This is a genomic window from Enterococcus sp. NPDC086594, from assembly GCF_044746145.1.
GTDB lineage: Bacteria > Bacillota > Bacilli > Lactobacillales > Enterococcaceae > Enterococcus_D > Enterococcus_D entomosocium.
Map to the genome: position 1 here is coordinate 70,926 of NZ_JBIVBP010000012.1, position 24,753 is coordinate 95,678.

A 24,753-nucleotide genomic window follows, 5' to 3' on the forward strand; every position below is an offset into this window, starting at 1 on the left:
AATCATTCTGCCTTCTCCAGTAAGTCCTGCAAAATCACGGCTTGATTTTGTTCTTCATTTTTCGCTCCGTATAGTAAGGTCACGGTCTGTTGTTCAGCAACCAACGCTTTTAACCGTGCCAAGGCATCTTTAACTGGCGCTTTCTCTAATTCTTGTAGATAGCGGCCTTTAAACGCATCAAAACGTTCAGGATCATGCCCAAACCATTTGCGCAATTCAGTACTTGGTGCGACTGCTTTGAGCCATAGATCGATCTGGGCTGCCTCCTTTTTCATTCCTCTAGGCCAGATGCGATCCACCAATACCCGATAGCCATCTGTCGTTTCCGCCACTTCATAAATTCTTTTTCGCTTGATCAACGCACACTCTCCTTATCGATAGACCTAAGTTCAAATAAAGGCAAAAGCCCACAATGTAAATTGAACAATGACTTACTTGAAACACTCCATTTGGTGTTTCGTCACTCATTCAAATTTGCTTGTGTTCTTTTGCCTTGAGTTCTCTGTTTTATAAACTATTTTTCTTTTTCGTCTTGCCGCTCCAACCTTCATATCCTTCTTTTAGGATATAGACATTGGTAAAGCCTTCTTTTCGTAATTTATTTGCTGCCCGAATACTCAACGATTTACGCGTGTCATACAAGTAGATCGGTTGATCTTTACGAAATGCGCTGAAGGAATTGGTTAAAACAGTAAAGGGAATATTACGCGCCCCTAAAATATGCCCACTGTCAAATTCATTTTTTTCCCGAACGTCGATCACTTGGGCTTTCTTCATTCCTGCTTTAAATTCATCTTCTGAGATGATCGTTGCTGAACGGCGTCCCATAATTTGAAAATACGCCCAGTTCAAAGCGATTGCTAAGATTATTAATGCCAAAACCAAGTTTAGCCACATAATTGGTGTCATTTCTTCTATTCCTCTCTATTGTAACAAACATTCTTTTTTGATTTATGCTGCTTTAATCTATCATTGCCTAGCAGCTTGTCATCTACGCTTTTGCTGCAAACTGCAAAGCTAATGATGCTGCCCCAATCACACCGGCATCATTCCCAAGTTCGGCCAATTTGATTTCAGTACTTTCCGTTACCTGTGGGAAGGTAAATTGAGCAAAGTAGGCAGCAACCCGTTCACGTAAAAATTCACCGGCTGCTGATACGCCTCCACCTAAAACGATACTTGATGGATTTAATGTGTTTCCTAGGTTTCCGCATGCCAACCCAAGGTAGAAGCACACTTTATCAACGACCATCAAGCCAAATGGATCGTTTGCTTGAGCCGCTTCAAAAATATCTTTACTTGAAACATCTTCCCCATTGTCCAGCTGTTGTTTCAATGCCGAGTCGCCAGCATATTCTTCTGCCAACTGTCGAGCAACTCGCACAACACCCGTCGCACTAGAAACCGTTTCTAAACAACCACGTTTGCCGCAAGTACATTCGAACCCTTCAGGATCAACAGTGATATGACCGATTTCTCCGGCACAACCAGCAACCCCATGAAGCAATTGCCCTTCCATGATGATACCGCCGCCAACACCTGTACCTAGTGTGATAAAGATGACATCAGGATTGTTATCCCCTGCCCCTTTCCAACGCTCACCTAAAGCTGCTACATTGGCATCGTTATCGATGGCAAATGGGATTTTTGTGCCTTTTTCAATCAGTTCTTTGACTGGCTGAAGTGTTTTCCAGTTCAGATTGTAGGCACCTATGACGGTTCCTTTGTCACGGTCGACACTTCCTGGTGTCCCCATACCAATACCGATAAATGCTTCCGGCTGTAAGCCATATAATTCTAGGCGATGATTGATCGATGCCACGATTTCTGGCACGATATGTGAGCCTTCATCAAGAATATTGGTGTCAATACTCCATTTTTGCTGAATCTCGCCTTCGCTCGTTAAAATAGCGAATTTCACAGTTGTTCCGCCTAAATCAATTCCGATGATTTTTTTGTCCATCACTTGTTTTCCTCCCGGCTTTCTTCAATTCGATGCTCCCGCGTAAGAATTCGCCGGGCAGTCAGATATACATCCCGATCTATCAAGCGACTGTCATAAAAGTTTTTCAACTCGATTTGCATCAGTTCTATATCGTAGATCCGCTTGCCGACATATACGTAAACACCAAATTGTTTCAGTAATTGTTGTACGTCATATAACGTTTCCATTTAACCACTTCCTGCTTATTATACAAGTAATTAATATTTTTTAAAACCATATATCACAAAAATAGCCAATAAGAAAACAAAGAGTCCGCCAGAGAGGATTCTGGTGTGGATCGAATATTTTCCATAGTTCTTTGGCAATGCCAAAAGATTCCCTAACAATAACCCACCGAGGATCCCGCCAATGTGTCCCCACATATCAATCGTTTGATCAAACACCCCAAAAACCAGGTTCAATCCAACGAATAGGGCAAATTGCCGTACCATTGCTTGGATGCGGTAATCATTTCTAAAATGCCAACCTAAAATCAAAAATGCCCCGAAAAGCCCGAATAATGAAGTACTAGCGCCTGCTGATTGAACCCCTATTTGGTTGAAAGCAAAACTCATGGTATTGCCCATGATGCCGCTTAGTAAATACAAGGCAAAAAAACGGCTATGACCATAGATGGCTTCTACTTGTTGCCCCATATAATAGAGAATCACAGAGTTGATTGCAAAATGTGCCAACCCGAAATGCAGAAAGATTGGGGTAACGAAACGCCAATATTCATTTAAATAGACGACAAACGGACCAAACATCACCCCGCCTGATTGAATAGAGGGACTAAAATAACCCAAGATAAACACAATAGTTTGGATAGCTAAAAATAGATACGTGAAGATCGGCTGATTCAGCCATCTTTTCATTTGAGAATTCATTGACGTGCTCCTTTACGTGCGAATAAGCGAATCCGTATAGATTTTATCGATTGGAATGTCGAATACATCTGGTGTCCATTGATCGTTGAATTGTTCTCCGAAGACCAAAGAAACGGTCTTGCCATCAAAAGCTGACAAGAAACGATCATAATAGCCGCCGCCAAAGCCGATGCGATAGCCTTTTTTCGAAAAAGCCAAGCCGGGAACAATGAGTAAATCCAAGTGATGGGCTTCTTGCTCACTGATCGGCTCTTCAACCCCAAATGCCGACGTTTCATAACGCGTTGCCGGCTCCACATGATAAAACTGCAATTTTTTTTGTTGTGCTTTCGGCACTGCGATTCGTTTGTTTTGTTCAAATCCTTTAGCAAAAATAGCCGCTGTATCAAATTCAAATGGCAACGAACGGATCACTCCTACTGACTTAGCCGTTTGCCAAAGCTGAGAAGAAAACAGCAACTGCAAAATCACCGTTTCTTTCTGCTGCTTTTGTTTGCTCGGCATTTTTTTTAATGTTTGGATCATGTGCTCTCTAATGACTGGTTTTTCCATTGGATCACTCCTCTCAGAAATAGTACCAAAAACTGTGTCCAAATAGCAAACTAGAATCGCAGATTTCTTGGCAAGATCATGACTATCTGCTCATCCTTCTTTACGCCGGATCAGTAAAAAGACAAAGTACGGTGCCCCCACGATAGAAATGATGATACCAGCTGGGATCTCACCGCTTGTCAATAGTAAACGACCGATCGTATCACTTACTAAGACCAGCAGACTGCCGATCATTCCCGCTAAGAAAAAGGCACAGCGAGATTCTCTGCCGATGAGTCCCTTGGCGATATGAGGCGCCAATAAGCCCACAAAGGCTAAATTACCGGTATAGCCAACCGTACTGGCAGCCAAACCAACCGCAATCACTAAAAACCACGTCCGCAACCGTGTCAAAGAAACCCCTAAGCTAATTGCCTGTTCCTCACCAAAACCAAGCAGATTAAGTTTAGGTACGGTCCAGAAAGCTGCGACAGACAATACGATGACCCAAGGAAGCAGACTGGTAATTTGCTGCCACGAGGTTCCCCAGATAGATCCAGAAAGCCATGCTGTTACAAAGCGATAGCGGTCTTTTGATAATTCCACCGTAAAAAGTAAAGTAGCCGCGGCCAACCCTGCATTGACGGCGATTCCCGCCAGCAGCACTCGCTCCATCGACAACAATTGGCGGTGTTTATAGGCAATCAAATAGACCAGTACAGCAGCCAACAAGCCACCGAAGATCCCAACGACAGGTAAAAGCTGCGATCCTTGAGTATAAACCCCTAAGTAGATCATTACAAAGAGACCCGCGCCATTGTTGATTCCTACGATACTTGCATCAGCCAGCTCGTTTCTCGTCACCCCCTGCAAGACAAAACCAGAAAAACCAAAGGCACCGCCGGCGATCAGCGCCAGACAAGCCCGTGGTAGTCGAAACTCAGTAAACGTCAGTACCTGACTCGAAGAAGCCGTACCTTGAAAGATTGCCCCTAATGTCTGAAAGGTTAAGATTGTTTTTCCCACCATGACACTTCCTAAAAAAGCGGCCATCACCAGTAGAAAAAAAACAAAGAGTGTTTTTTTCATCAGTCTTCCCTCCGTATTTTGACCAATAGAAAAGGCACACCGATCAATGCCATCAGTATCCCAAAGGGTGTCTCAAAAGGGGGATTGATCAAGCGACCTGCCAGATCAGCGGCCATCACTAGGGTCCCACCTCCGATGATCGTCAAAGGCAAAATCAATTGGTAGTTTTTGCCCACCATTCCCCGCACGACATGAGGAACCATTAAGCCAACAAAGCTGACCGGTCCAACAAGTGAAACCGCCATTCCCGCCAAAACTACGACTAACAGTAAGGCAGATGCCCGAATCAGATGCGGGTGCTTGCCTAATGAAATGACGGTGTCATCTCCTAGTGCTAACAGATTGAGGGCTTTTCCTAGCCGTAGCACAAAAACGATGGCGATCAGATAGATGGGGCCTACAAAACGCAGTTGCTGCCAAGTCACATTCGCCGCACCACCGATAAACCAAAAGGCTAGCTCTTGGTTTAAATCAAATTGCAATGACAGAGTTTGACTAATGGCTGAGAAAAAAGAACTTAATGCCACACCAGCCAAAATCAGTCCCGTGGGCGACATGCCTAGTTTGGCGTATCTGGTCAGTAAAAAAAGCAGCCCAGTTGCCGCAAACGCACCAAAAAAGGAAAACAGCGCCGCTTGACTCGGTTGCACACTAGGAAAGAGGATAAATGCGATCGCTAGTCCCAAGGCAGCCCCACTATTGACACCTAAAAGACCACCATCTGCCAAGGGATTTCTCGTAATCCCCTGCATGATGGCTCCTGTAACAGCAAAACAACTTCCTACTAGAAAAGCAGCCAAAACACGTGGCAACCGAATATTGCGCAAGACTTGATGCAGCTGATTCTCATAATCAAAAGCAAAGACGGCATCCCAGATCGTTTCAAAAGAAAGGTCCGCTGCTCCTTGAGTGATCGCTAAAAAGAAACAGATAATAAAGCAGCCACTAAAAAGCAGCAGCAGCCAAGGAAACTTTTTCATATCTGCGCTCCTAACTCATAGGTCAAGACCAGCGGCTTTGTACTATTAGGAAAGGTACCTAACACGGCATCGATCTCAAACAAACGCTGCAGCCATTCTTTGGTCAGTACCGTTTCCGGTGTACCGGAAACCAAAAGCTCTCCACCTTTTAATGCGTAAATATAATCAGAAAAACGTGACGCATGATTCAGGTCATGAATCGACATAATGATCGTTTTCCCATAGGTTTTATTGATTTGCTGTAATAAGAGCAAAATTTCTAATTGATGCGCAGGATCTAAAAAGGTTGTTGGTTCATCTAAAATCACGATATCCGTATCTTGCGCCAGTGCCATGGCGATCCAAACGCGCTGCTTTTGTCCCCCTGACAGCGTACTGATCACTTCTTCTGCCAGTGCCGTCAAACCAGTTGCCTGCAAAGACCAGTCGATCGCTGCAAGATCTTGTTCCGATAGACTATTCAGTCCTTTTTGATAGGGAAAACGACCGTAAGAAACAATTTCGCGAATCGTCAAGCCAATCGATGAGTCGCTAACTTGTGAAAGCAGCGCAATCTTTTTAGCCACTTCTTTGGTTTTGATGTTCTGGAGGTTTTGTGTATCTAATAGGACCTCACCAGACAAAGGCTGTAAAATTCGGGCGAGTGCCTTTAAAAATGTCGATTTTCCACTGCCGTTCGGACCAATCAAGCCGATGATTTTCCCTTCTGGAATCTCAATTGTTAGATTTTGCACAATTTTTTGTTTTTGATAGCCGACACTCAAGTCAACTGTTCGTAATTTCGCCATATTCGTCCCCAAAATAATTGATTGATAATGCTTATCAATTATGAATGTAATCCTACTATTCGTCAATAGTTCTAAAAAAAGGAAATAAAAAAATAAGATTGACAAATCAGCGTTTCTCCGTAATAATAGCAATCAGCAAATGAGAATTATTCTCAATTAAAATGATAAGTGCTCATCTTTTAACAAAGGAGGAAGTTTTTCTATGAAACAATGGTCAAAAAGAAGTACTTGGCTTACCCTGCTAGCAGCCTGCTCCCTTACTCTACTGGGTGCTTGCGGTACGAATAATGACTCAACGGATAGCAGTGGATCAGCCACTACTTCTTCAGAAATAGCAACAACCTTTACCGATGCGATGGGAAATGAAGTCACTGTTCCCGAAAACCCACAACGGGTGATCGGTAGTTACTTGGAAGATTATTTGGTCGCTTTAGGGGTAACCCCGGTTGCTCAATGGACAGTCGGCAATGACAGTGATCAAGCATACTTGCAAGACAAACTAGCAGATGTGCCAAGAATCAACTATGATCTGCCCTATGAAGATGTCTTGAGCTTTGAGCCAGACCTGCTGCTGATGGATAGCAATTCCATGGTGGAAGGCGACAAATATGATCAGTACAGTAAGATCGCGCCGACCTATGTGGTCACAAATGGCGAGGAAGTAACCTGGCGTGAACGTCTGACAGATATCGCAAAGGTCTTACACAAAGAAGAGGAAGCTGCCCAAGTAGAAGCTGATTATGATGACTTAGTCGCTACTACCAAGGAAACGTACGCTAATCAAATCCAAGGCAAGTCAATTGCTGTTTTATGGGTGGTCAATAATTCTGTCTTCATGGTTTCAGAAACAAAATCAAGTGGTCAACTGCTGTATCACGAACTCGGTTTTGAAGTTTCCTCGCTTGTTTCAGAAATCAGTGAAAGTGCCACTGCTGACTGGTCTGCCGTTTCTCTGGAAAAATTGGCAGAATTGGATGCCGATTACTTGATTTTAGTGAATAGTGATAAAGGCGCTGATTTTTTCAGCGAACAAGTCTGGCAAAATCTTGATGCAGTCAAAAACAATCATTTATGGGAATTCGGTCCTGAATCAAGCTGGCTCTACAACGGTCCTATCGCCTATACCAAAATGATCGAAGATATCCAGAGCAAATTGGACTAATGCGTTTCAAGTAATTCGTCAAGTAAAACTACTTAACAAATTTCAGGAAAAAGCTAGCATTCCCGCACAAAACATGCTATTATATTTTAGTCTGAGAGATTTCTTAGAGGATTCTTGTATCGTTAGGGGGGAAAATCATGCGCGTAAACATCACATTAGAGTGCACTTCTTGTAAAGAACGCAACTACTTATCAAACAAAAACAAACGTAACAATCCTGATCGTTTGGAAAAGAAAAAATATTGCCCACGTGAAAGAAAAGTTACTTTACACCGCGAAACAAAATAATACTATTTAAGAAGTTCGCAAACGCTGATAACCAAGGCGTTTGCGAACTTCTTTTTTTTCAGACATTTTGCAATGATAGCTGCTGCATTTTTATTTCCCTCTTTACACAACCACTCCCCTATTTTCACTTATTTGCTTTGAACTTTTGAGCCAACTTTTTCTTTGAAGCGACGTATAAATAAATTTTAATGTATAATGTAAAAAAGAAACTAATGTTCAACAAAGGCGGCACATAGAACATGAACCAGCTTTTTCTTCTAGCTGTCCTTTCAATATACTTTGAGTGCCAGTCGATCCTTTCAAGCTATACTGCCTACAGGAGGTGAACCCATGCTTGGCAATTTTACGTATCTACCTAGTAACTATCGTCTGTTTTATGGCGCTTTTCTTTTTGCTCTTATTGGAAATATGCTTTTCATTTTCATTAAACACCCTGCTTGGACCTTTAGCTTACCGACAGTGATTATCCTCTTCTTAATAAATGTCTTCTTTTGGACAAAATACAAGAAGAAAGTTATTCCTTGCACAACTGATGCACTGTTTTATGTTCTGCTCTTCCTATTGGTATTTTACAATCACTAACATAATGCTTCTTTTGATACTAATTGTTTCTCTTTCCCCTATTTCGTCATAACGAAGGAGTGTTGATGCGATGGAGATTTCCCATATCACGTTGATCGTACAGAATTTATCAAAGACGACAACGATGCTGGAAACATTGTTTGAAGCAGAGGAAATTTATGATAGCCGAGACCAGCCCCATTCTTACTTCCCAGAAAAATTCTTTTTGATCGATGGCTTATGGCTTGCTGTTATGGAGGATGCCTCCCAGAAGCTGCCGAAAACGTATAACCATATTGCCTTTAAAATCGATCAAACTCAAATCGATTCCTTGATTACGCGCATCCAAGGACTAGGATTGAAGATCGAAAAAGATCGTTCTCGTATCAAAGGCGAAGGTGCTTCCATTTATTTTTACGATGATGACAATCATTTGTTTGAACTACACACTGGTACGTTGGCTGAACGGTTGCACCATTACCGTCTGACAGAAACGAGGTAATCTTCATTGCTAGCAACTGCATTGACTGTTATGGAAAGAATTCCCACAAGAAAGGAAGAAAACAATGAAACTAGATATGGTTGGTATTATCACAAAAAACATGGAACAGGCACTGGCTTTTTATCAAGTACTTGGCTTCACACCATTAGGTCAGCACTCAGAAGATTATATGGAATTAGCAAACGACGGGGTTCGCATCTCCTTGAATAGCCGCAAAATGGTTGCCGGAATCTATGGGCATTCACCAATGACTGTGGGAGATACGATTGAATTAGCCTTTTTATGTGATTCCCCTGAAGAGGTTGATGCCCTTCATGCAAAAGTCGTAGCTGCCGGGTATCAGTCTTTCAAAGAACCTTGGTGTGCCTTTTGGGGGCAACGCTATGCCATCGTCAAAGATATAGACGGCAATCTCTTAAGTTTGTTTGCAATGCTACCTGCCGAAAATTGATTTAAGCTACGACAGTCGGTCCAATGGATCGGCTGTTTTTTTAATCACACCTTCGGGTAAAAAGACAAAATCACGTTTTTATGTCCAATCGGATTCTGATAACCTGAAATGAATGTATCCCTTATAAAACAACGTTTCCCATCATTATAAACCAAAAATAATCTCTCTATAAAAAAACAAATCCACCCATCCGCTCCTGTTCGCTTGACAAAAAAGAACAAACGTTCGTATAATCTCGGTAAGGAGTGATAAAAATGGGTGGTTTTAATTATGCGCTCGAGCCAAAACGCGATATCTTATTTATCGATGTCAAAAGTTTTTATGCTTCTGTCGAATGCATCTCGCGCGGATTAGACCCTATCCAAGCGATGCTGGTCGTCATGTCTCATTCTGACAATACTGGAAACGGCTTAATCTTAGCGGCTTCCCCAAAGGCAAAATCGGCTTTAGGAATTTCAAATGTGACCCGCAATGACAATCTGCCGACGCATCCCGATTTGTACAAAGCATCGCCACGTATGAGTTTTTATATCAAAGAAAACACCAAAGTCAATGATGTCTTTCGCAAATATGTTGGACAAGATGATTTGCTGCTCTATTCAATCGACGAAACGATGATGGATCTGACTCGTACACTGGATCTTTTCATTCCTGATAACACGATTTCTCGCGAAGAAAAACGTTGGCTGATTGCCCAGCAAATTCAAAAAGACATTTACGAAACAACGAAATTGTATGTCACCATCGGTATTGGTGACAATCCTTTGTTAGCAAAACTAGCTTTAGATAACGAATCCAAACACAACCGTTCCTTGATTGCCGAATGGACCTACGAAGATGTCCCGACAAAAGTTTGGCAAATCAACCCCATGACTGAGTTTTGGGGAATCGGTCGACGCACAGAAAAACGACTTCACTTGATGGGGATTGAATCTATTGAACAATTGGCTCATGCCAGTCCTGATCTTTTGCGCAGTCGCATGGGAATCATTGGTGAGCAGCTCTACCATCACGCTCACGGCATTGACCGCACCATTTTAGCCGAACCGACACCGCAGGTCATGGAAAAAAGCTACGGCAATAGTCAGGTCCTACATCGCAATTATTATTTACAAGAAGAAATCGAGATCGTCATCAAGGAAATGGCGGAGCAAGTTGCCGCTCGAATTCGCCGCCATCATTGTCAGACCGCTTGTATCAATGTTTACATCGGCGTAGCCTTTGGTGAAACTGCCTCTGGCTTTTCCCGACAAATGAAAATCCCGCCAACTGACAATACACGTAAGCTTGTTGCTCATTGCCTATTTCTCTTTCGAAAATTTTATACCGGGCAAGTCGTTCGCCACATCGGTATCACCTATTCAAAATTGGTTTATACAGAAAATGTCCAGCTGGATCTTTTTGAGCAAGCAGAAACGCAATTACGCCAGCGTAAATTAGATTTGATCATCGATAAGATTCGTGAGAAATACGGCTTCACTTCGATCGTTCATGCCACAAGCCGAATGGAAGGCGCTCGTGCCATTGCACGCAGCAAATTAGTCGGTGGTCACGCTGGTGGTCTAGATGGGATCGCCAACATAGGACCTGTCCATCAGCAAAAAGAAAAAGAACCGTTTGCTGATGGTTCAAAAAATACTGGCACTTGATTCGTTTCTCTTTCCTTTTTGCTGACAAATCTTAAGATAACATTAACAAACGATCCATTTTTTAAAGATTTATGTAATTTCGAGGCCCCCATCTCCCCCTTTACTTCTTTCTAAGGTACTTTAATAGCAAGGAGTGTGAGCAGATGAAAATTGACAAAATCGAATACAAACGAGTCATCAATGGTGCGGGACACCTTGAGTACGATTTGCTGCAATATTTAGAAAAGAATCGGGCGACTGCTGCACAAAACCTGAAACAGTCTGAGATCGATTACCTTCTGGAAAAAGATATTCAGCATCGGATCATTCAACATGCTCGTAAGAGTTTCTTTGGCGATACAATCGTTTTAAAGGATGAATATGCCGAAGATTATCTTTTATTAAAAAAGTATACGGATATGTTCCAAGAAACATTCTAAAAAAAACGCAGAACCAACTGGTTCTGCGTTTTTCTTATTCTTCGAAATGTTCTTGATAAACATCATCAACCGTTTGATTTGGGTCGATCACGATATACAGACTCTTCGTTTTTTCACTGATTTTTGTTGATTGGTATACATTATCCAATCCTTCCGTATCTTTGTCCTTGTATGGGAAATAAACAAGATCCGGTGTACCGTTACGGTAAAGAATTTCCATCCGTTCAATATCTTCATATTTCAACGCACGAGCAAACATCCCTAATTCAAGTCCGCCTAAGTTGATGTCATGTGTTGCCACATGATCGCCTTCTTGGAAGATTTCAATTTTGAACCCAGCACATGGATGAATCTCAACGAATTCGCTTCCGTGGATACGGCCAAAACTGGTCGTGATTTGTTTGATCCATAAGTCACCGATGTAACGGCGCTCGATCGTCCATGTTTCTCCATTACGGAAATAAAATTTTAAAGCTTTCATTTCTCTAGCCATGACAAAACGCTCCTTTTTATTAATAATACATTTTAATTCTAACACATAGTCGCTACTGGGACACAAATTAACTTTGGTTTTCGTTGACTTTTTTCATAAACCGAGAGATTTCCACCGCCGCTCGTTGATGAGTCCCTTTGGCAATGAGTTGTTGCGCCCCATCGGTCACCTGATAATCAAACTGGAATCCTTGTTCTTTTTCCCATTGTATAAGAACTGTGATTGTCGCTCCGACTGGCGAAGGTTTCAAATGATCGATCGAAAACTTTGTACCAACGGTGGTAGACCCTTTATCTAAAGTAGGATCAAGGGCTTCCCAACAGGTGTTTTCCACCATTGCGACCAGTCGAGGGGTTGCTAAAACCGCTAAACCGCCAGAACCCAAAACAGCCGCAGTGTCTTGAAGGTCAACGAGAAAGTCTTTTTTGCTTTCCATTCTTCAGTTATCCCTCCTTCGCTAAATATGCTTGGGCAAACGCCAATAGTGCTTCTTTTTCATTAGGGATTTTTCGTGTGATGACTGCAGCTTCAGCAGCGGCCAAGACTTCTTTGAGCCACGGACCAGAAGAACGATCAACTGTCTGCAGTAAATCACGTCCATTGATCGCCAGCTCCTTCAGTGAATGGATCGGTAGCTGCTGATAGCGCTGACTGATTTTTGCTGGATCATTGGGCAGCTTGTCATAACGCAATAATCCTTCAGCTAAACAGGTTGCTTCTAAACCGAACTGATACAACAGCAGATCGTTCCATTCGCCGTTTCGACGCATTAGCAGTGCTTGATAGACCGTTTGTACTTGGCGGATGCAGTCATTCGAACATTTCCAAGCTTTTAAAAAGCTGCGGACTGCCTCAGGAGCTAAACCGATTTGGTCAATGAGCAATACCCAAGCCGTCGTTTCGTTTTCTAATGGGATCGCTGGCAGGTCTGCCATCCGCAGTAACGCCTCACCGTACTCCCGCAAGCCTGGGCAATAGATATAGCATTCGGTTTCTACTAGCGCCCGTAGTGCTTGGTTCCGATGATTGCCTAACAGCAATTTCACGAATTCAATCATGATCCGTTCAACAGAGATTTTCCCCAACAAGGCATGATTCGCATGGATAGCAGCCAATGTTTCTGTTTCTAAAACAAAGCCCAATTGACTGACAAAACGCAGCCCCCGCATCATTCGTAGGGCATCCTCATGGAAACGTTCCTGCGGGTGACCCACTGCTCGTAAAATCTGATTGTCGATATCTGCCAGACCATCGAAAAGATCAATGATGACCCCATCTTCTTGAAGTGCCAATGCATTGATGGTAAAATCCCGCCGCTTTAGATCTTCTTTCAAGGAACGGACAAAATCAACTTTGTCAGGTCTGCGATAATCCTGATAGGCGGCTTCGGTTCGAAAGGTGGTAATCTCATATTGCGCCTGTTCCCACAAGACCAGCACCGTCCCATGCTCGATACCAATGTCAATGGTTCGAGGAAAAAGCGCCTTGATTTCGGCTGGAAACGCACTGGTAGCAATATCGACATCATGGATCGGCTGGCCTAAAATCGTATCCCGCACGCTGCCGCCAACAAAGTATGCTTCATAGCCCGCGGCTTCGATTTTTTTTAGGAGTGGCGCAGCTTCTGCAAATTCTTTTGGTAGTTTATTCAGCTTCATGTACTTTCCCATCTTTTCTTTCAAAACGATACGCATCCCGCTGATTGAATTTTGCCATATTTTCCTCAAACACTTCAGTCAGGTCGATGTCTAGTGAATTGGCCATGATCATCGTCACAAAGAGCACGTCACCCAGTTCTTCTGCCACGGTCTTTTCAACTTCATCGCTTTTTTTATTTTTTTCCCCGTAATAGTGATTTACTTCTCGCGCCAATTCGCCAACTTCTTCAGTCAAACGAGCCATTTGGGCGAGGGGGCTGAAATAGCCAGTTTTAAATTGTTGAATATAGGCATCGACTTCTTCTTGCATCGATGCCAAGGAACGTTTATCTGTCATCTTCTTCACCCTTTCTCGTTTATCTTACCAAAAGAATGGCTGCCTGCCTAGATAGAGCCCCCTCAGGATTTGTTGTACATTCAATGATTTCGTGCTACATTGATACTTGTGGAAGTTGAATAACGGAGGAAACAGGATGCGGGCATTTTTTTCATGGCGAACGATTCGCGACATTGTTTTGATTATTTTCGGTACGAGTATTTATGGCTTCGGTCTAGTCTATTTAAATATCCCAAATGACTTAGCAGAAGGCGGTGTGACAGGGATCACCTTGATCCTGCGAGCCTTATGGGGAATCAATCCTGCCATTAGTACATTGATCTTAAATATTCCGATCATTTTGATCGGTGGCAAAATTCTTGGTCGACGCTCATTAGTGTATACGATTTTAGGAACCTTTGGTTTGTCTTTTTGGTTGGCATTTTGGCAGAGTGTTCCCCTGTTGATCGATCTACAGCATGATCTACTGATCGTCGCACTCTTGGCTGGTTTGATTGCAGGGATCGGTAGTGGGATCGTCTACAAAGTCGGTGGAACAACAGGTGGCGTCGATGTACTGGCGCGCATTTTAGAGAAAAACTTTGGGGTGACGATCGGGCGGTCGCTTTTGATCTTTGATGTGTTCGTCCTGTTGCTTTCTTTGACCTATATAGATTTGAACCGCATGATGTATACCTTGATTTTTTCTTATGTCTTCACTCGTGTGATCGATTCGATCTTAGACGGCGGCTATTCAGCCAAAGGGATTTTAGTGATCAGCAATCACAGCGAAGAGATAGCTCCTGTTTTAATGGATGAATTGGAACGCGGTGTCACGTTTTTACAGGGCGAAGGGGCTTACTCAAGAGTATCGAAACAAATCATTTATATGGTGGTCAGCGGACGGGAGATTTCTGAAGTCAAGCGCATTGTTCATGACTTTGATCCGCAAGCGTTTGTTTCTGTCATCAATGTCCATGAAGTCGAAGGCGAAGGCTTTACCTACTTAAGACCTAAGTCACGGTTCTTACAGCGCAAAGCAGCGGTCTCTAAAACAAAATAAAGACTAAAAAAGCAGTCCCGGTTAAAGGACTGCTTTTTTATTTGTCAGCGGCTTTCTTCTTTTTGTTGGAGCAAGTGCCGATTTACTTCATCGGAAAGTTCTAAGAAGGCATCACGATCCCCATTTTCCAATGCTAGATCGATCTGCCGATACAAGGTATCAATTTTGGTTTTTGCTTCTTCTTTTTCAAGGTACTGGGTAACATGTTGGATCATTTCTTGATCCAAGTGGTCGTTCCAACGTTCATAAGGATTGTCTTCTAAAACTGCTAAATAAAAGGATTGCGACCAAGAATCTGGAAAGAGACATTCAAGATACAAGGGTTGTTTCCAATTCATGCGAATCTCGTGAAAAATCTGATCAATGTCATAAAAGGTCTGTCCTTCGATACTCAAGACAAAGGGTTCGCCTCCAACTTCCGTACTGCGGACACTTAAGCCCCGTTTGGCTGCGGCTGCCCCTTCTACAAAATGAACATTGGTCAAGATCGCTTCATGGTTCGCCAGATAGTTTAACACCCAAGAGACTTCTCGGCGGCTGAAGGAAACGGTCGAAACTAACCAATTAAGAAACTTTTTCTTTTCTTGTACATTGATGTTCATTTCTCTCACCTATCTTTCTAATAAGTCCTCCACGATCGACTGTACTTCTAAATCACCTGGCTCATGCGCCAAATAATGTTGCAGCAAATGAAGTGCTTCAGGTAAACGCCCTTCTTCACGTAAGAAAATGCCATATTCTTTCATAAATGCTGGCTCATGGTGCAAATCAGCATTGGCTTCTTCGTAATAGTTTGCTGCTTTGTCAAAATCTTCCAGCGCATTATACGCTTGCGCCAAATTCCAAAGGGCATGCGGCTGCTCATTGTCTTCCATTCGTTCGATGGTCAAGATCGCTTCTTGCCAACGCGCTTCATTCAAGTATAAATTACTTAAGGTCAGTAACGTATCATCTTCTTTGTCACCAGTCTCCAATGCTTTTAGTAAAAATGATTCTGCTGCTTCACTGTCATGAAGTCGGTAAGCATTCTCGGCAGCAAAATGATAGAAATCCACTTGATATGGATCTTCATGAATCCCTTCTTCGATCACACGCTGCGCTTCTTCCAGCTGCTCTTCTTCTTGCAATGCTTCTGCAAGATAAAGATACAAGGCACGGTATTGCGGATTCATGACCCGCAACTGCTGCAAGTAGCGAATCGCTTGTTCATTTTCTTTTAGCTGCAAATAGACTAAAGCTGTTTGAAAAAGACGCTCATCGGTCTGTTCGTCTTCTAGGCTTGCTTCAAAATATTCCAATGCCTCTTCAAACTTGCCCGCCATACTCAATGATGTACCCGTCCGTTCAACGATCGAGATCCCCGAAATATCCGTGATTTCTTCTTCCAGCAATCCTTGATAAAGGTCAACGGCTTCTTGATAGCGATCAGTCGAAAAGGCTAACTCAGCTAAGGCAAACCGTATCAAAGGTTCATCTGGCACAATGCTTTGCGCTTCTTTTAGTTTGGCTTCACTAACTTCAGGGATACCGATCAATTGGTAAAGATCCGCACTCAATAGCAAGGCTTGCAAATACGCTTCACTGGTCGGTGGTATTTGATCAATATAGGCAAAAGCCGTTTCGATCTGGTCTTCTTCCATCGCAATTTCTGCTAAAGGAAGCAGCAAAGCTTCATTATCAGGATGTCGTTGCTGCAAGGTTTCAAATAACGTTTTCGCCTCTTCCAAAAAGCCGATCTGCAATAGTTCATCACCTAAAGCGCCTAATGTCTCATCATCATCTTTTTGCAGAGCTTCGGTAAAATTTAATTGTGCTTCAGCCAGTTCTTCCGCGGCTAATGCTTTTAACATTTTTTCACTATATGTTTCCATTTAAACCCCTCGAATCTCATTGATTAATCGCTGATAAGTCTCCATCGTCTGGACGAGATCTTTTTCCTCGATTTTCGTTCTGCCCCCTATTGTACCAACTTTTGCCAAAAATAACAGTTTTTTTTCTTTTTGCTGCAATTCTAGTACATGACTGAAATATTCGCTTAATGAAAAAGACTCGGGCAATTCGATGGGAAAGCCTAATCGGGCAAGCCATTGGCAGAACACGGGCAGATCGACAGTCAATTGCTGCTGCTGGACGGTCCACATAAAATGAAACAAAAAGCCAAAGAATAATTTCATCGCATCAGACAGCAAGTGCCCATTTTCCGTTCGATAAGCAGCATCAGCAAAGAGTTGGCCAAACTCCTCCAATTCGCTGCCTGATTGCTGGTATAGTTGGATCAACCGATCGGTATACGCAGCCAACGAATGTCTCATCAACGCCTGATGACTGGGATAGGTTCGATAAAGCTCTTTTAAAAACTCACTATCGGCAAGCACGCCACAACGAATCAGAGTCAAAAAATCGACCAATTTCCCATCGATCTGTTTTTCTGCGATCGTCTGATCGTAAATAACAAATTCGGGTGTATTAGGATTTTCCAGCATCGGGATATCTGGCTTTTTCACAACGATCGCTGTTTCTTTCACACTTTTAGCTAAGGCCCGCAAGGAAACGGGAATCAGCCAAAGCTGTGTCGTCAGAACCGACGTCGCGTGGATAAAGCTGCTCAATGCCAACACGCCTTCATTCCCAAAACCGACGATCAGCAGCGGCTCTTGTTTTGAAAAGCGGCCGAAGAAATCCATTGCAGCTTTAAACTCGGTAAAGTTGTTGCAATACATTTGATTGGTACAAATATACCAATTGACCTCTCGTGGCAAAAAGAGGCGGGTTACTTTTTCTGAAAAGCGGTCATAATAGCGCTGATTCGTCAAAATGATCACCTGCTGCGGCTCGATCGACTGTCCTTTCATGACCGATGCCAATGTTTCCCCGTAAGAGATCTGGGTTTCTTGCTCATTTCTGTAAAAAACAGCTTCCATCGGCTCACTCCTTTGTTGCTACTACTTACTATTATAGCAAGAAGCCGCTGAAACACCTACTAAATCGCTAACCATTAGGAAGTATTTTCGCCGATTTGTCCCATGATTCTATGCCAAAAAGCAAAAAACATGGTTTCCTGTATTACAAAGGAAACCATGTTTTTTTCTAAACCAAAAGCGAGTAAAGTGATTGATTTTGCTGAAGGTTGATGTAGCATTGATCAAACTGTTCAATTCGTGACAGTAATGCGGGTAGATCGTTTTTTTGTTTCAACAAGATTCCCAGCATTACTGGTCCTGTTCCACGATTGATTTTTTTCGTATATTCAAACCTCGTGATATCATCATCAGGCCCTAATACATGGCTAACAAATTCCTTCAACGCACCGGGACGTTGTGGGAAATTGACGATAAAATAATGTTTCAATCCTTGATAAATCAGTGATTTCTCTTCGATCTCTGCCATGCGGGAACTATCATTGTTACCACCACTCACAATACAGACGACCGTCTTGCCTTTGATTTGCTCTTTGATCTCATCCAGGGCTGCCACGCTCAAGGCACCAGCTGGTTCAGCGACGATCGCTTGTTTGCTGTATAATTCTAGAATCGTTTGGCAGATTGCACCTTCTTCCACCGTTACCAATTGATCCACATAGCGTTTGGCATGGGCATAGGTCTGAGCTCCGACTTGTTTGACTGCCGCACCATCGACAAAGGTTTCAATATGCTCTAAAGCCACCGGTCCTTGGTGATCAAAGGCTGCTTGCATCGAGGCGGCCCCTACAGGTTCTGCTCCAACAACTTTTATATTTGGCTGCTTTTCTTTCAAATAGGCTGCGGTCCCGCTGATCAAACCACCGCCACCAATGGCAGCCACCACCAAATCGATCGATAATTGTTTTTTTTCAGCATCCGCCAACATTTCCACGGCTACTGTTCCTTGTCCTGCGATAATATTGGGATCATCAAAAGGAGCAATGAAAGCCATTTGCTTTTCTTTTGCAAATTGTTTGGCAGCCTGCGCCGCCGCATCAAAGGTATCTCCCACCAATTCGATTTTGACGTAGTCGCCGCCGAAAAAGAGAACTTGCGCGATTTTTTGTTGCGGCGTCGTTGTTGGCATGAAAATGACCGCATGGATCTGCTGTTCTTGGCAGGTATAAGCAACGCCTTGGGCATGATTTCCGGCACTGGCACAGACGACGCCACGACTGGTCTGCACAGGATCTGCCTGGGTGATCGCATAGTAGGCACCTCGTAATTTGAAGGAGCGGACTTTTTGCAAGTCCTCTCGCTTCAACAAAACCGTCGCTTGGTATTTTTCAGATAAAAAGCGATCATACTGCAGCGGTGTATGACTAACTGCTCCCCGCAGTCGTTCATATGCTTGTTCGATTGCAGAAACTGTCACCAACAAACGCGCCACCTCTAATCTTTCGCAACAAACGGCATCATTTTCCGTAACTCGCTGCCGACTTTTTCAATTTGATGGTTGCCGTTTTCTTCACGCATTTTATAGAATTCAGGGAAGCCATTTTGATTGTCTTCAATGAATCCTTTCGCGAATTGACCATTTTGGATATCTGTCAATACGGCTTTCATGTTTTCTTTGGCTTGTGCGGTGATCACCCGAGCACCGGAAACGTAGTCGCCATACTCTGCCGTATTCGAGATCGAATGGCGCATTTTTTTGAATCCTCCTTCATAAATCAAGTCAACGATCAGTTTCAATTCATGACAAACTTCAAAATACGCCAATTCCGGTTGGTACCCGGCTTCTACCAATGTTTCAAAGCCCGCTTCGATCATGCTGGTCAAACCGCCACAAAGTACGGCTTGTTCCCCGAAAAGATCGGTCTCGGTCTCTTCTTTAAAGGTCGTTTCCAAAACGCCGACCCGTGTGGCACCAATGCCTTTTGCATAAGATAAAGCTGTCGCTTGTGCGTTGCCAGTCGCATCTTGATAGACTGCAAACAAGGCTGGCACCGCAAACCCTTCGGTAAAGGTTCGACGCACCAAGTGGCCCGGTCCTTTAGGCGCAACTAGGAACACATCCACCTCTTCTGGCGGCGCGATCACATCAAAATGAATATTAAAACCATGCGCAAATGCTAATGCATTGCCGGCAGAAAGATTCGGTTCGATCTCATTTTTATACAACGATCCTTGGATCTCATCGGGTGCCAAGATCATGACTACGTCCGCTTTTTGAGTGGCTTCGGCTACTGGAAAGACTTCAAATCCGTCGTTTCTTGCAGCTTCTGCTGACTTTCCTTCACGAATGCCGATAAAGACTTCATGACCTGTGTCCCGTAAATTTTGCGCATGAGCGTGCCCTTGAGAGCCGTAGCCGACGATCGCAATCTTCTTGTCTCCTAGATTATCTGTAACTTCCTCGTTGTAATATACTTTTACCATACTTGTTTCCTCCGAATTCTTTCTTTATTTTAAGCAATTCAAAATTGCACTTACCCTCTTGTAAAGCCAGTGACACCCGTTCGTGCCAACTGTTTGATCCCGTAGGGACGCAAAACTTCGATGCATGCTTCTACCTTTTTCGTATCGCCGGCAACTTGCACAACGATCGTTTTCAGTGCGACATCGACAATGTGCGCTCGAAACGGATCAATCACTGCTTGGATCTCCGAGCGGCTAGTGGTTGGTGCATTGACTTTGATCAGCACCAGCTCTCGTTCGATATGAGGAACTTCTGTAATATCAGAAACCTTCAAGACATCTATTTGTTTATTTAAATGCTTGGTCACTTGTTCTGTTTCTGCCAAATCGTTCACGTTGACAATGATCGTCATTCGTGAAAACTCTGGCCGTTCCGTTGTGCCGACAGAAATACTCTCGATATTGACCTGCCGGCGGTTTAAGACACTCGTGATGCGGCTCAAAACACCTGCTTCATTATGGACGATTGCTGCTAATACCCGTTTCATCCCCTTAGACCCCCATCATTTCATGATTGGCTTTCCCCGGTGGGATCATCGGCAACACATGCTCTGAGGGCGAGACCATTACTTCGATCAGTTGCGGCCCCGTATGTGCAAAAGCTTCCGCTAGCATAGCAGAAAGCTGAGTGGGTTCATCGATCCGACAGCCTTCGATGCCATAAGCTTGTGCTAGTTTAACAAAATCAGGTTGCTGTGCAAAAACAGAGGCAGAGCGTCGTTTGCCATGAAATGTTTCTTGCCATTGGCGGACCATTCCTAACGAACGATTATTCAACAAAACAAATTTGACATTCAAGCCATACTCATTCAAAATAGCAAATTCCTGGTTTGTCATTTGGAACCCGCCATCGCCAACAAACACCACGACCATTTTTTCTGGATGAGCAAATTGGACGCCAATTCCCGCAGGGATACCATAGCCCATCGTGCCTAGTCCGCCACTGGTGATCAACTGCTTAGGAAAGCGAAACGGATAATACTGCGCGACCCACATTTGATGCTGCCCAACATCGGTGATGACGTAAGCCTCTCCTTTGGTCAAACGCCCTACTTCTTCGATGACTTTTTGCGGTTTGATTTCTTGTGCTTGAGTGCGATCATAGCGATAAGGTTTTTCCGTCTTCCGTGTTTGGCATAGATCCGACCAGGCAGACCACGTTCCTCTAGTTGGCGGATACCGTAGCATCTGTTGCAAAGCAGCCTTGGCATCGCCGACGATTGGGATCTTTGTCTCTACAATCTTGCCAATCTCCACCGGGTCGATGTCGATATGAGCAACGATGGCCTGCTTGCCGAACTGACTGCCGGCAGTCGCTAAGCGATCATCGAAGCGAGAGCCGATATTGATAATCAAATCGGCTTCTGATAAAGCCATGTTCGCCGCATACGTTCCATGCATACCGCCCATGCCCAAGAAAAATTGATGATCATTTGGCAGTAAGCCTAAGCCGAGCAACGTTGTGACTGTCGGCAACTTGTACTTGGCAATAAATGCATTTAATTCAGCCGCAGCTTCAGCCGCGATCACGCCTGCACCAGCCAGTACCACTGGTCGCTGTGCTTTTTCTAAAACGTGCATCAATTTTTCAATTTGCAGACGGGAAGGCTCTGCATTCGGTTGATAACTTTTCCTTGTGATCGGCAATGAGCAGGTTTCAGCGGTTTCTTGCAATGTAATATCTTTCGGAAGGTCGATCACAACAGGTCCCTTACGCCCAGTTGAAGCGATGTGAAAGGCTTCAGCGATCACTTTCGGTAAGTCATCCACACAACGGACTTGGTAATTGTGTTTCGTGATCGGCAACGTGATACCTAGAATATCCGCTTCTTGAAAAGCGTCTTTGCCAATTCCTGGTACGGCCACTTGCCCCGTGATAACCACCAACGGTACGGAATCGCTCATAGCATCGGCAATGCCCGTGACGACATTCGTAGCACCTGGACCACTTGTCACTAAAACGACCCCAACATGGCCAGTAGCTTTGGCATAGCCTTCAGCGGCGTGGATCGCGCCTTGCTCGTGACGCGTCAAAATATTCGGAATCGCTGCATCATATAATTGGTCATATAACGGTAAGACGGCGCCACCCGGGTAGCCAAAGATCATTTCGACGCCTTGCTCTTGCAAGCTGTCCACTAACACTTGCGCGCCAGTCCTTAGATGCGATGCTTGATAGTCGATGTTTTCCATTGCTACTCCTCCTCATCAGGTACTCGCATAATCCCGCCCGTATTCGCAGAGGTCACTAAAGCGGTATAACGTGCAAGCCATCCTTTTTTTACTTTTGAACGAAACTTCGGTCGTTCTTGCGCACGCTTGGCAAGCTCTTCTTCTGAAACTTGCAGATTTAGCGTTCGATTTGGCAAATCAATAATGATCTCATCGCCATCGTTGACTAGTCCTAATGGACCACCGGCTGCAGCTTCCGGAGAAATATGTCCAACTGCGATCCCCCGCGTCGCTCCTGAAAAGCGGCCGTCTGTAATCAAGGCGACATCTTTGCCTAACCCACGACCAACGATACTTGAGGTAGGCGCCAGCATTTCCGGCATTCCCGGCCCCCCTTTCGGGCCTTCATAGCGGATCACTACAACATGTCCTTTTTGTACGGTATGATTGTCGATTGCTGCGACTGCTTCATCATGAGAATCAAAACAGATCGCTTTCCCTTTGAACACTTGGACACTTGGATCGACCCCGCCAACTTTGATGACACTGCCTTCTGGGGCGATGTTTCCGTACAAGATCGATAGACCGCCAACTGGACTATACGGGTTTTCTTTCGGATGGATGACTTCTTCGTTGTGGATCTTCGCTTCAGCGACATTTTCTCGTAACGTCTTACCGGTAACAGTCGGTCGATCGGGATGAATCGCTCCTTCGATATCACATAGCTCCCGAATGATTGCTGAAACCCCACCGGCTTCATGGACATCATGCATCGAATAGGCTGATGATGGCGCGATTTTTGAGAGATAAGGCACTCTTTTAGCGATTTCATTGACCCGTCTTAAGTCATAATCGATCTCTGCTTCATTGGCGATCGCTAAGGTATGCAGCACTGTGTTGGTGGACCCCCCCATCGCCATGTCTAAAGCGAAGGCATCATCGATAGCTTCTTTGGTCACGATGTCTCGAGGTTTCACTTGTTTTTCAACAAGATCCATCAACTTAAAGGCGGCTTGTCTAACTAGTTCTCGTCGTTCTTCAGACACGGCGAGGATCGTACCATTGCCTGGCATTGCCAATCCTAAGATTTCTAAGAGGCAATTCATCGAATTGGCAGTAAACATCCCTGCGCAGGAGCCGCAAGTCGGACAGGCATTTTGTTCCATAAACTCAAAATCTTCTTTTGTCATATTACCCGTCTTGTACGTCCCAACGGCTTCAAACATGGAAGATAAGGTTATTTGATGTCCCCGAGGATCAATGCCGGCTTTCATAGGACCGCCGGAACAAAAAATTCCTGGTACGTTGGTCCGCATGGCTGCTAAGATCATGCCAGGAGTGATCTTGTCACAATTTGGGATATAAAATACGCCGTCAAACCAGTGGGCATTGATGACGGTTTCTGCAGAATCAGCGATCAATTCTCGGCTAGGTAGCGAATATCGCATACCGATATGTCCCATCGCAATGCCATCATCTACGCCGATTGTATTGAACTCGAAAGGGATGCCGCCAGCTTCACGAATCGCTTCTTTTGCGATATCTGCTAACTCCCGTAAATGCACATGCCCAGGCACGATATCGATATAGGAATTACATATCGCAATAAATGGCTTGTTCATATCATGGATATTTTTAACTTGTCCTGTGGCATAGAGCAGGCTCCTAGCTGGCGCTGCATCGATCCCTTTTTTAATTTGATCACTTCTCACACTCATCATCTCCTGCATTTTGGAATAAAAAAAAGCATCCCGGTTATAAAAAACTGGGATGCTTTGCCAGAATCCCATTTTACTTACGCAAATAGGACTCAAACAAACGGATAAATTTTGCTTCCGTGTTCTAAGTCCTGGTATCAATAATAATGACTAATAAATATTGATTAAAATTACGCATAGAAAATGGCTCCTTCATTAGAAATAGTAACGTTCTTGTAATTGTTTACCAATATACCCTTTGCAAAATCACTTGTCAACGAATTTTCTGAATTTTTTTTCAATAATGACAATTCCAAGGAACCCTTTCTCACATCAGATGTCATTTAATCGCTTGCTTCTTTTGATAAGAATGACTTTTAAATCACCTTTATTCTTGCTTGAGAATTAAAGTGTGCCAGGAACCCTTGTTTTTTTTAGACCAAAAGAAAAACAAAAAATATTTTTGAATTTTCTGACAATAATAACCGTTTCTTTTCCCATTCGATCCGCCTGCATAGTGGCAGTTCCTAGTTAGACAAAAGAAAAAACCCTTGATTACTCAAGGGTTTCTACAAGACTCAATTATTTCGGCTCTATAATTTATGGGACTGATGAATCAGAATTGATTCTTCAGTCCCATTTTCATTTTAGGTATTAAAAAACATATCGTTCTCTAGTATGAT

General features: G+C 43.7%; 28 protein-coding genes. 7 read left to right on the forward strand and 21 right to left on the reverse strand.

Features of this window, described 5'->3' with window-relative positions; genetic code table 11:
* Window positions 1–2: 2 nt before the first annotated feature.
* From ACIPK1_RS14450 to ACIPK1_RS14490, 9 genes are all read right to left on the reverse strand, one after another.
* A complete protein-coding gene (locus ACIPK1_RS14450) occupies window positions 3–359 on the reverse strand; it encodes a DUF488 domain-containing protein (protein WP_400451224.1) in 357 nt (118 codons plus the stop codon).
* A gap of 148 nt (window positions 360–507) precedes the next feature.
* Entirely contained in the window at window positions 508–909 is a 402-nt protein-coding gene (locus ACIPK1_RS14455) for a rhodanese-like domain-containing protein (RefSeq protein ID WP_016613157.1), read from the reverse strand.
* 82 nt (window positions 910–991) lie between these two features.
* Window positions 992–1,963, reverse strand: a complete 972-nt coding sequence (locus tag ACIPK1_RS14460; protein WP_005229395.1) for an ROK family glucokinase — start codon at window positions 1,961–1,963, stop codon at window positions 992–994.
* Window positions 1,963–2,172: a YqgQ family protein gene (locus ACIPK1_RS14465; protein WP_005229394.1), complete on the reverse strand. Its 210-nt coding sequence runs from the start codon at window positions 2,170–2,172 to the stop codon at window positions 1,963–1,965. Before ACIPK1_RS14465 ends, ACIPK1_RS14460 begins: the two co-directional genes overlap by 1 nt.
* Window positions 2,173–2,202: 30 nt before the next feature.
* Entirely contained in the window at window positions 2,203–2,871 is a 669-nt protein-coding gene (locus ACIPK1_RS14470; protein WP_005237037.1) for a rhomboid family intramembrane serine protease, read from the reverse strand.
* A gap of 12 nt (window positions 2,872–2,883) precedes the next feature.
* Window positions 2,884–3,423: a 5-formyltetrahydrofolate cyclo-ligase gene (locus ACIPK1_RS14475; protein ID WP_008381081.1), complete on the reverse strand. Its 540-nt coding sequence runs from the start codon at window positions 3,421–3,423 to the stop codon at window positions 2,884–2,886.
* Between the two features lie 90 nt (window positions 3,424–3,513).
* Entirely contained in the window at window positions 3,514–4,491 is a 978-nt protein-coding gene (locus ACIPK1_RS14480) for an iron ABC transporter permease (protein ID WP_194199418.1), read from the reverse strand.
* Window positions 4,491–5,471 carry an iron ABC transporter permease gene (locus ACIPK1_RS14485; RefSeq protein ID WP_008381077.1) on the reverse strand — a complete coding sequence of 327 codons (981 nt, stop codon included), beginning with the start codon at window positions 5,469–5,471 and terminating at the stop codon, window positions 4,491–4,493. The genes ACIPK1_RS14480 and ACIPK1_RS14485 overlap by 1 nt, the downstream gene beginning before the upstream one ends.
* On the reverse strand, window positions 5,468–6,259 hold the full coding sequence (locus ACIPK1_RS14490; RefSeq protein WP_061053916.1) for an ABC transporter ATP-binding protein: 792 nt from the start codon (window positions 6,257–6,259) through the stop codon (window positions 5,468–5,470). The genes ACIPK1_RS14485 and ACIPK1_RS14490 overlap by 4 nt, the downstream gene beginning before the upstream one ends.
* Before the next feature lie 202 nt (window positions 6,260–6,461).
* On the opposite strand from ACIPK1_RS14490, the gene ACIPK1_RS14495 reads away from it, so the two are divergent.
* The 6 genes from ACIPK1_RS14495 (at window position 6,462) to ACIPK1_RS14520 (ending at window position 11,290) form a co-directional block, all read left to right on the forward strand.
* Complete coding sequence (locus ACIPK1_RS14495) at window positions 6,462–7,421, forward strand: ABC transporter substrate-binding protein (RefSeq protein WP_400451228.1); 960 nt, start codon at window positions 6,462–6,464, stop codon at window positions 7,419–7,421.
* 137 nt (window positions 7,422–7,558) lie between these two features.
* Window positions 7,559–7,708: a 50S ribosomal protein L33 gene (rpmG, locus tag ACIPK1_RS14500; protein WP_005229384.1), complete on the forward strand. Its 150-nt coding sequence runs from the start codon at window positions 7,559–7,561 to the stop codon at window positions 7,706–7,708.
* A 652-nt stretch (window positions 7,709–8,360) separates the two neighbouring features.
* Window positions 8,361–8,771, forward strand: a complete 411-nt coding sequence (gene fosX / locus ACIPK1_RS14505; protein WP_400451229.1) for a FosX/FosE/FosI family fosfomycin resistance hydrolase — start codon at window positions 8,361–8,363, stop codon at window positions 8,769–8,771.
* A gap of 64 nt (window positions 8,772–8,835) precedes the next feature.
* Window positions 8,836–9,222: a VOC family protein gene (locus tag ACIPK1_RS14510; protein WP_008381067.1), complete on the forward strand. Its 387-nt coding sequence runs from the start codon at window positions 8,836–8,838 to the stop codon at window positions 9,220–9,222.
* Between the two features lie 254 nt (window positions 9,223–9,476).
* Entirely contained in the window at window positions 9,477–10,871 is a 1,395-nt protein-coding gene (locus ACIPK1_RS14515; protein WP_005237054.1) for a Y-family DNA polymerase, read from the forward strand.
* A 143-nt stretch (window positions 10,872–11,014) separates the two neighbouring features.
* Window positions 11,015–11,290: a hypothetical protein gene (locus ACIPK1_RS14520; protein ID WP_008381063.1), complete on the forward strand. Its 276-nt coding sequence runs from the start codon at window positions 11,015–11,017 to the stop codon at window positions 11,288–11,290.
* Between the two features lie 34 nt (window positions 11,291–11,324).
* On the opposite strand, the gene ACIPK1_RS14525 is transcribed toward ACIPK1_RS14520, so the two are convergent.
* The 4 genes from ACIPK1_RS14525 to ACIPK1_RS14540 all read right to left on the reverse strand — a co-directional run bounded on the left by ACIPK1_RS14525 (window position 11,325) and on the right by ACIPK1_RS14540 (window position 13,778).
* The gene (locus ACIPK1_RS14525; RefSeq protein WP_008381061.1) at window positions 11,325–11,783 is read right to left on the reverse strand and encodes a hypothetical protein; all 459 of its coding nucleotides are present in this window, start codon (window positions 11,781–11,783) and stop codon (window positions 11,325–11,327) included.
* 67 nt (window positions 11,784–11,850) lie between these two features.
* Window positions 11,851–12,219 carry a thioesterase family protein gene (locus ACIPK1_RS14530; RefSeq protein WP_400451231.1) on the reverse strand — a complete coding sequence of 123 codons (369 nt, stop codon included), beginning with the start codon at window positions 12,217–12,219 and terminating at the stop codon, window positions 11,851–11,853.
* A 7-nt stretch (window positions 12,220–12,226) separates the two neighbouring features.
* A complete protein-coding gene (locus ACIPK1_RS14535) occupies window positions 12,227–13,441 on the reverse strand; it encodes a CCA tRNA nucleotidyltransferase (protein WP_400451233.1) in 1,215 nt (404 codons plus the stop codon).
* Entirely contained in the window at window positions 13,428–13,778 is a 351-nt protein-coding gene (locus tag ACIPK1_RS14540) for a nucleotide pyrophosphohydrolase (RefSeq protein WP_400451234.1), read from the reverse strand. The genes ACIPK1_RS14535 and ACIPK1_RS14540 overlap by 14 nt, the downstream gene beginning before the upstream one ends.
* Before the next feature lie 136 nt (window positions 13,779–13,914).
* On the opposite strand from ACIPK1_RS14540, the gene ACIPK1_RS14545 reads away from it, so the two are divergent.
* Window positions 13,915–14,820: a YitT family protein gene (locus ACIPK1_RS14545; protein WP_005237068.1), complete on the forward strand. Its 906-nt coding sequence runs from the start codon at window positions 13,915–13,917 to the stop codon at window positions 14,818–14,820.
* A gap of 44 nt (window positions 14,821–14,864) precedes the next feature.
* On the opposite strand, the gene ACIPK1_RS14550 is transcribed toward ACIPK1_RS14545, so the two are convergent.
* From ACIPK1_RS14550 to ilvD, 8 genes are all read right to left on the reverse strand, one after another.
* Window positions 14,865–15,422, reverse strand: a complete 558-nt coding sequence (locus tag ACIPK1_RS14550) for a YpiB family protein (protein WP_400451236.1) — start codon at window positions 15,420–15,422, stop codon at window positions 14,865–14,867.
* Window positions 15,423–15,431: 9 nt separating this feature from the next.
* Window positions 15,432–16,691 (reverse strand): tetratricopeptide repeat protein, encoded by a 1,260-nt coding sequence (locus ACIPK1_RS14555; protein WP_400451237.1) that lies wholly within the window; start codon window positions 16,689–16,691, stop codon window positions 15,432–15,434.
* Complete coding sequence (locus ACIPK1_RS14560; protein ID WP_400451238.1) at window positions 16,692–17,741, reverse strand: hypothetical protein; 1,050 nt, start codon at window positions 17,739–17,741, stop codon at window positions 16,692–16,694.
* Window positions 17,742–17,907: 166 nt separating this feature from the next.
* Entirely contained in the window at window positions 17,908–19,170 is a 1,263-nt protein-coding gene (gene ilvA / locus ACIPK1_RS14565) for a threonine ammonia-lyase IlvA (protein WP_400451239.1), read from the reverse strand.
* Between the two features lie 2 nt (window positions 19,171–19,172).
* On the reverse strand, window positions 19,173–20,162 hold the full coding sequence (gene ilvC, locus ACIPK1_RS14570) for a ketol-acid reductoisomerase (RefSeq protein ID WP_008381047.1): 990 nt from the start codon (window positions 20,160–20,162) through the stop codon (window positions 19,173–19,175).
* 50 nt (window positions 20,163–20,212) lie between these two features.
* The gene (gene ilvN, locus ACIPK1_RS14575; protein ID WP_005229349.1) at window positions 20,213–20,689 is read right to left on the reverse strand and encodes an acetolactate synthase small subunit; all 477 of its coding nucleotides are present in this window, start codon (window positions 20,687–20,689) and stop codon (window positions 20,213–20,215) included.
* A gap of 4 nt (window positions 20,690–20,693) precedes the next feature.
* Complete coding sequence (gene ilvB / locus ACIPK1_RS14580; protein WP_016621017.1) at window positions 20,694–22,394, reverse strand: biosynthetic-type acetolactate synthase large subunit; 1,701 nt, start codon at window positions 22,392–22,394, stop codon at window positions 20,694–20,696.
* Between the two features lie 2 nt (window positions 22,395–22,396).
* Window positions 22,397–24,085: a dihydroxy-acid dehydratase gene (gene ilvD / locus ACIPK1_RS14585; RefSeq protein ID WP_008381045.1), complete on the reverse strand. Its 1,689-nt coding sequence runs from the start codon at window positions 24,083–24,085 to the stop codon at window positions 22,397–22,399.
* Window positions 24,086–24,753: the final 668 nt, after the last annotated feature.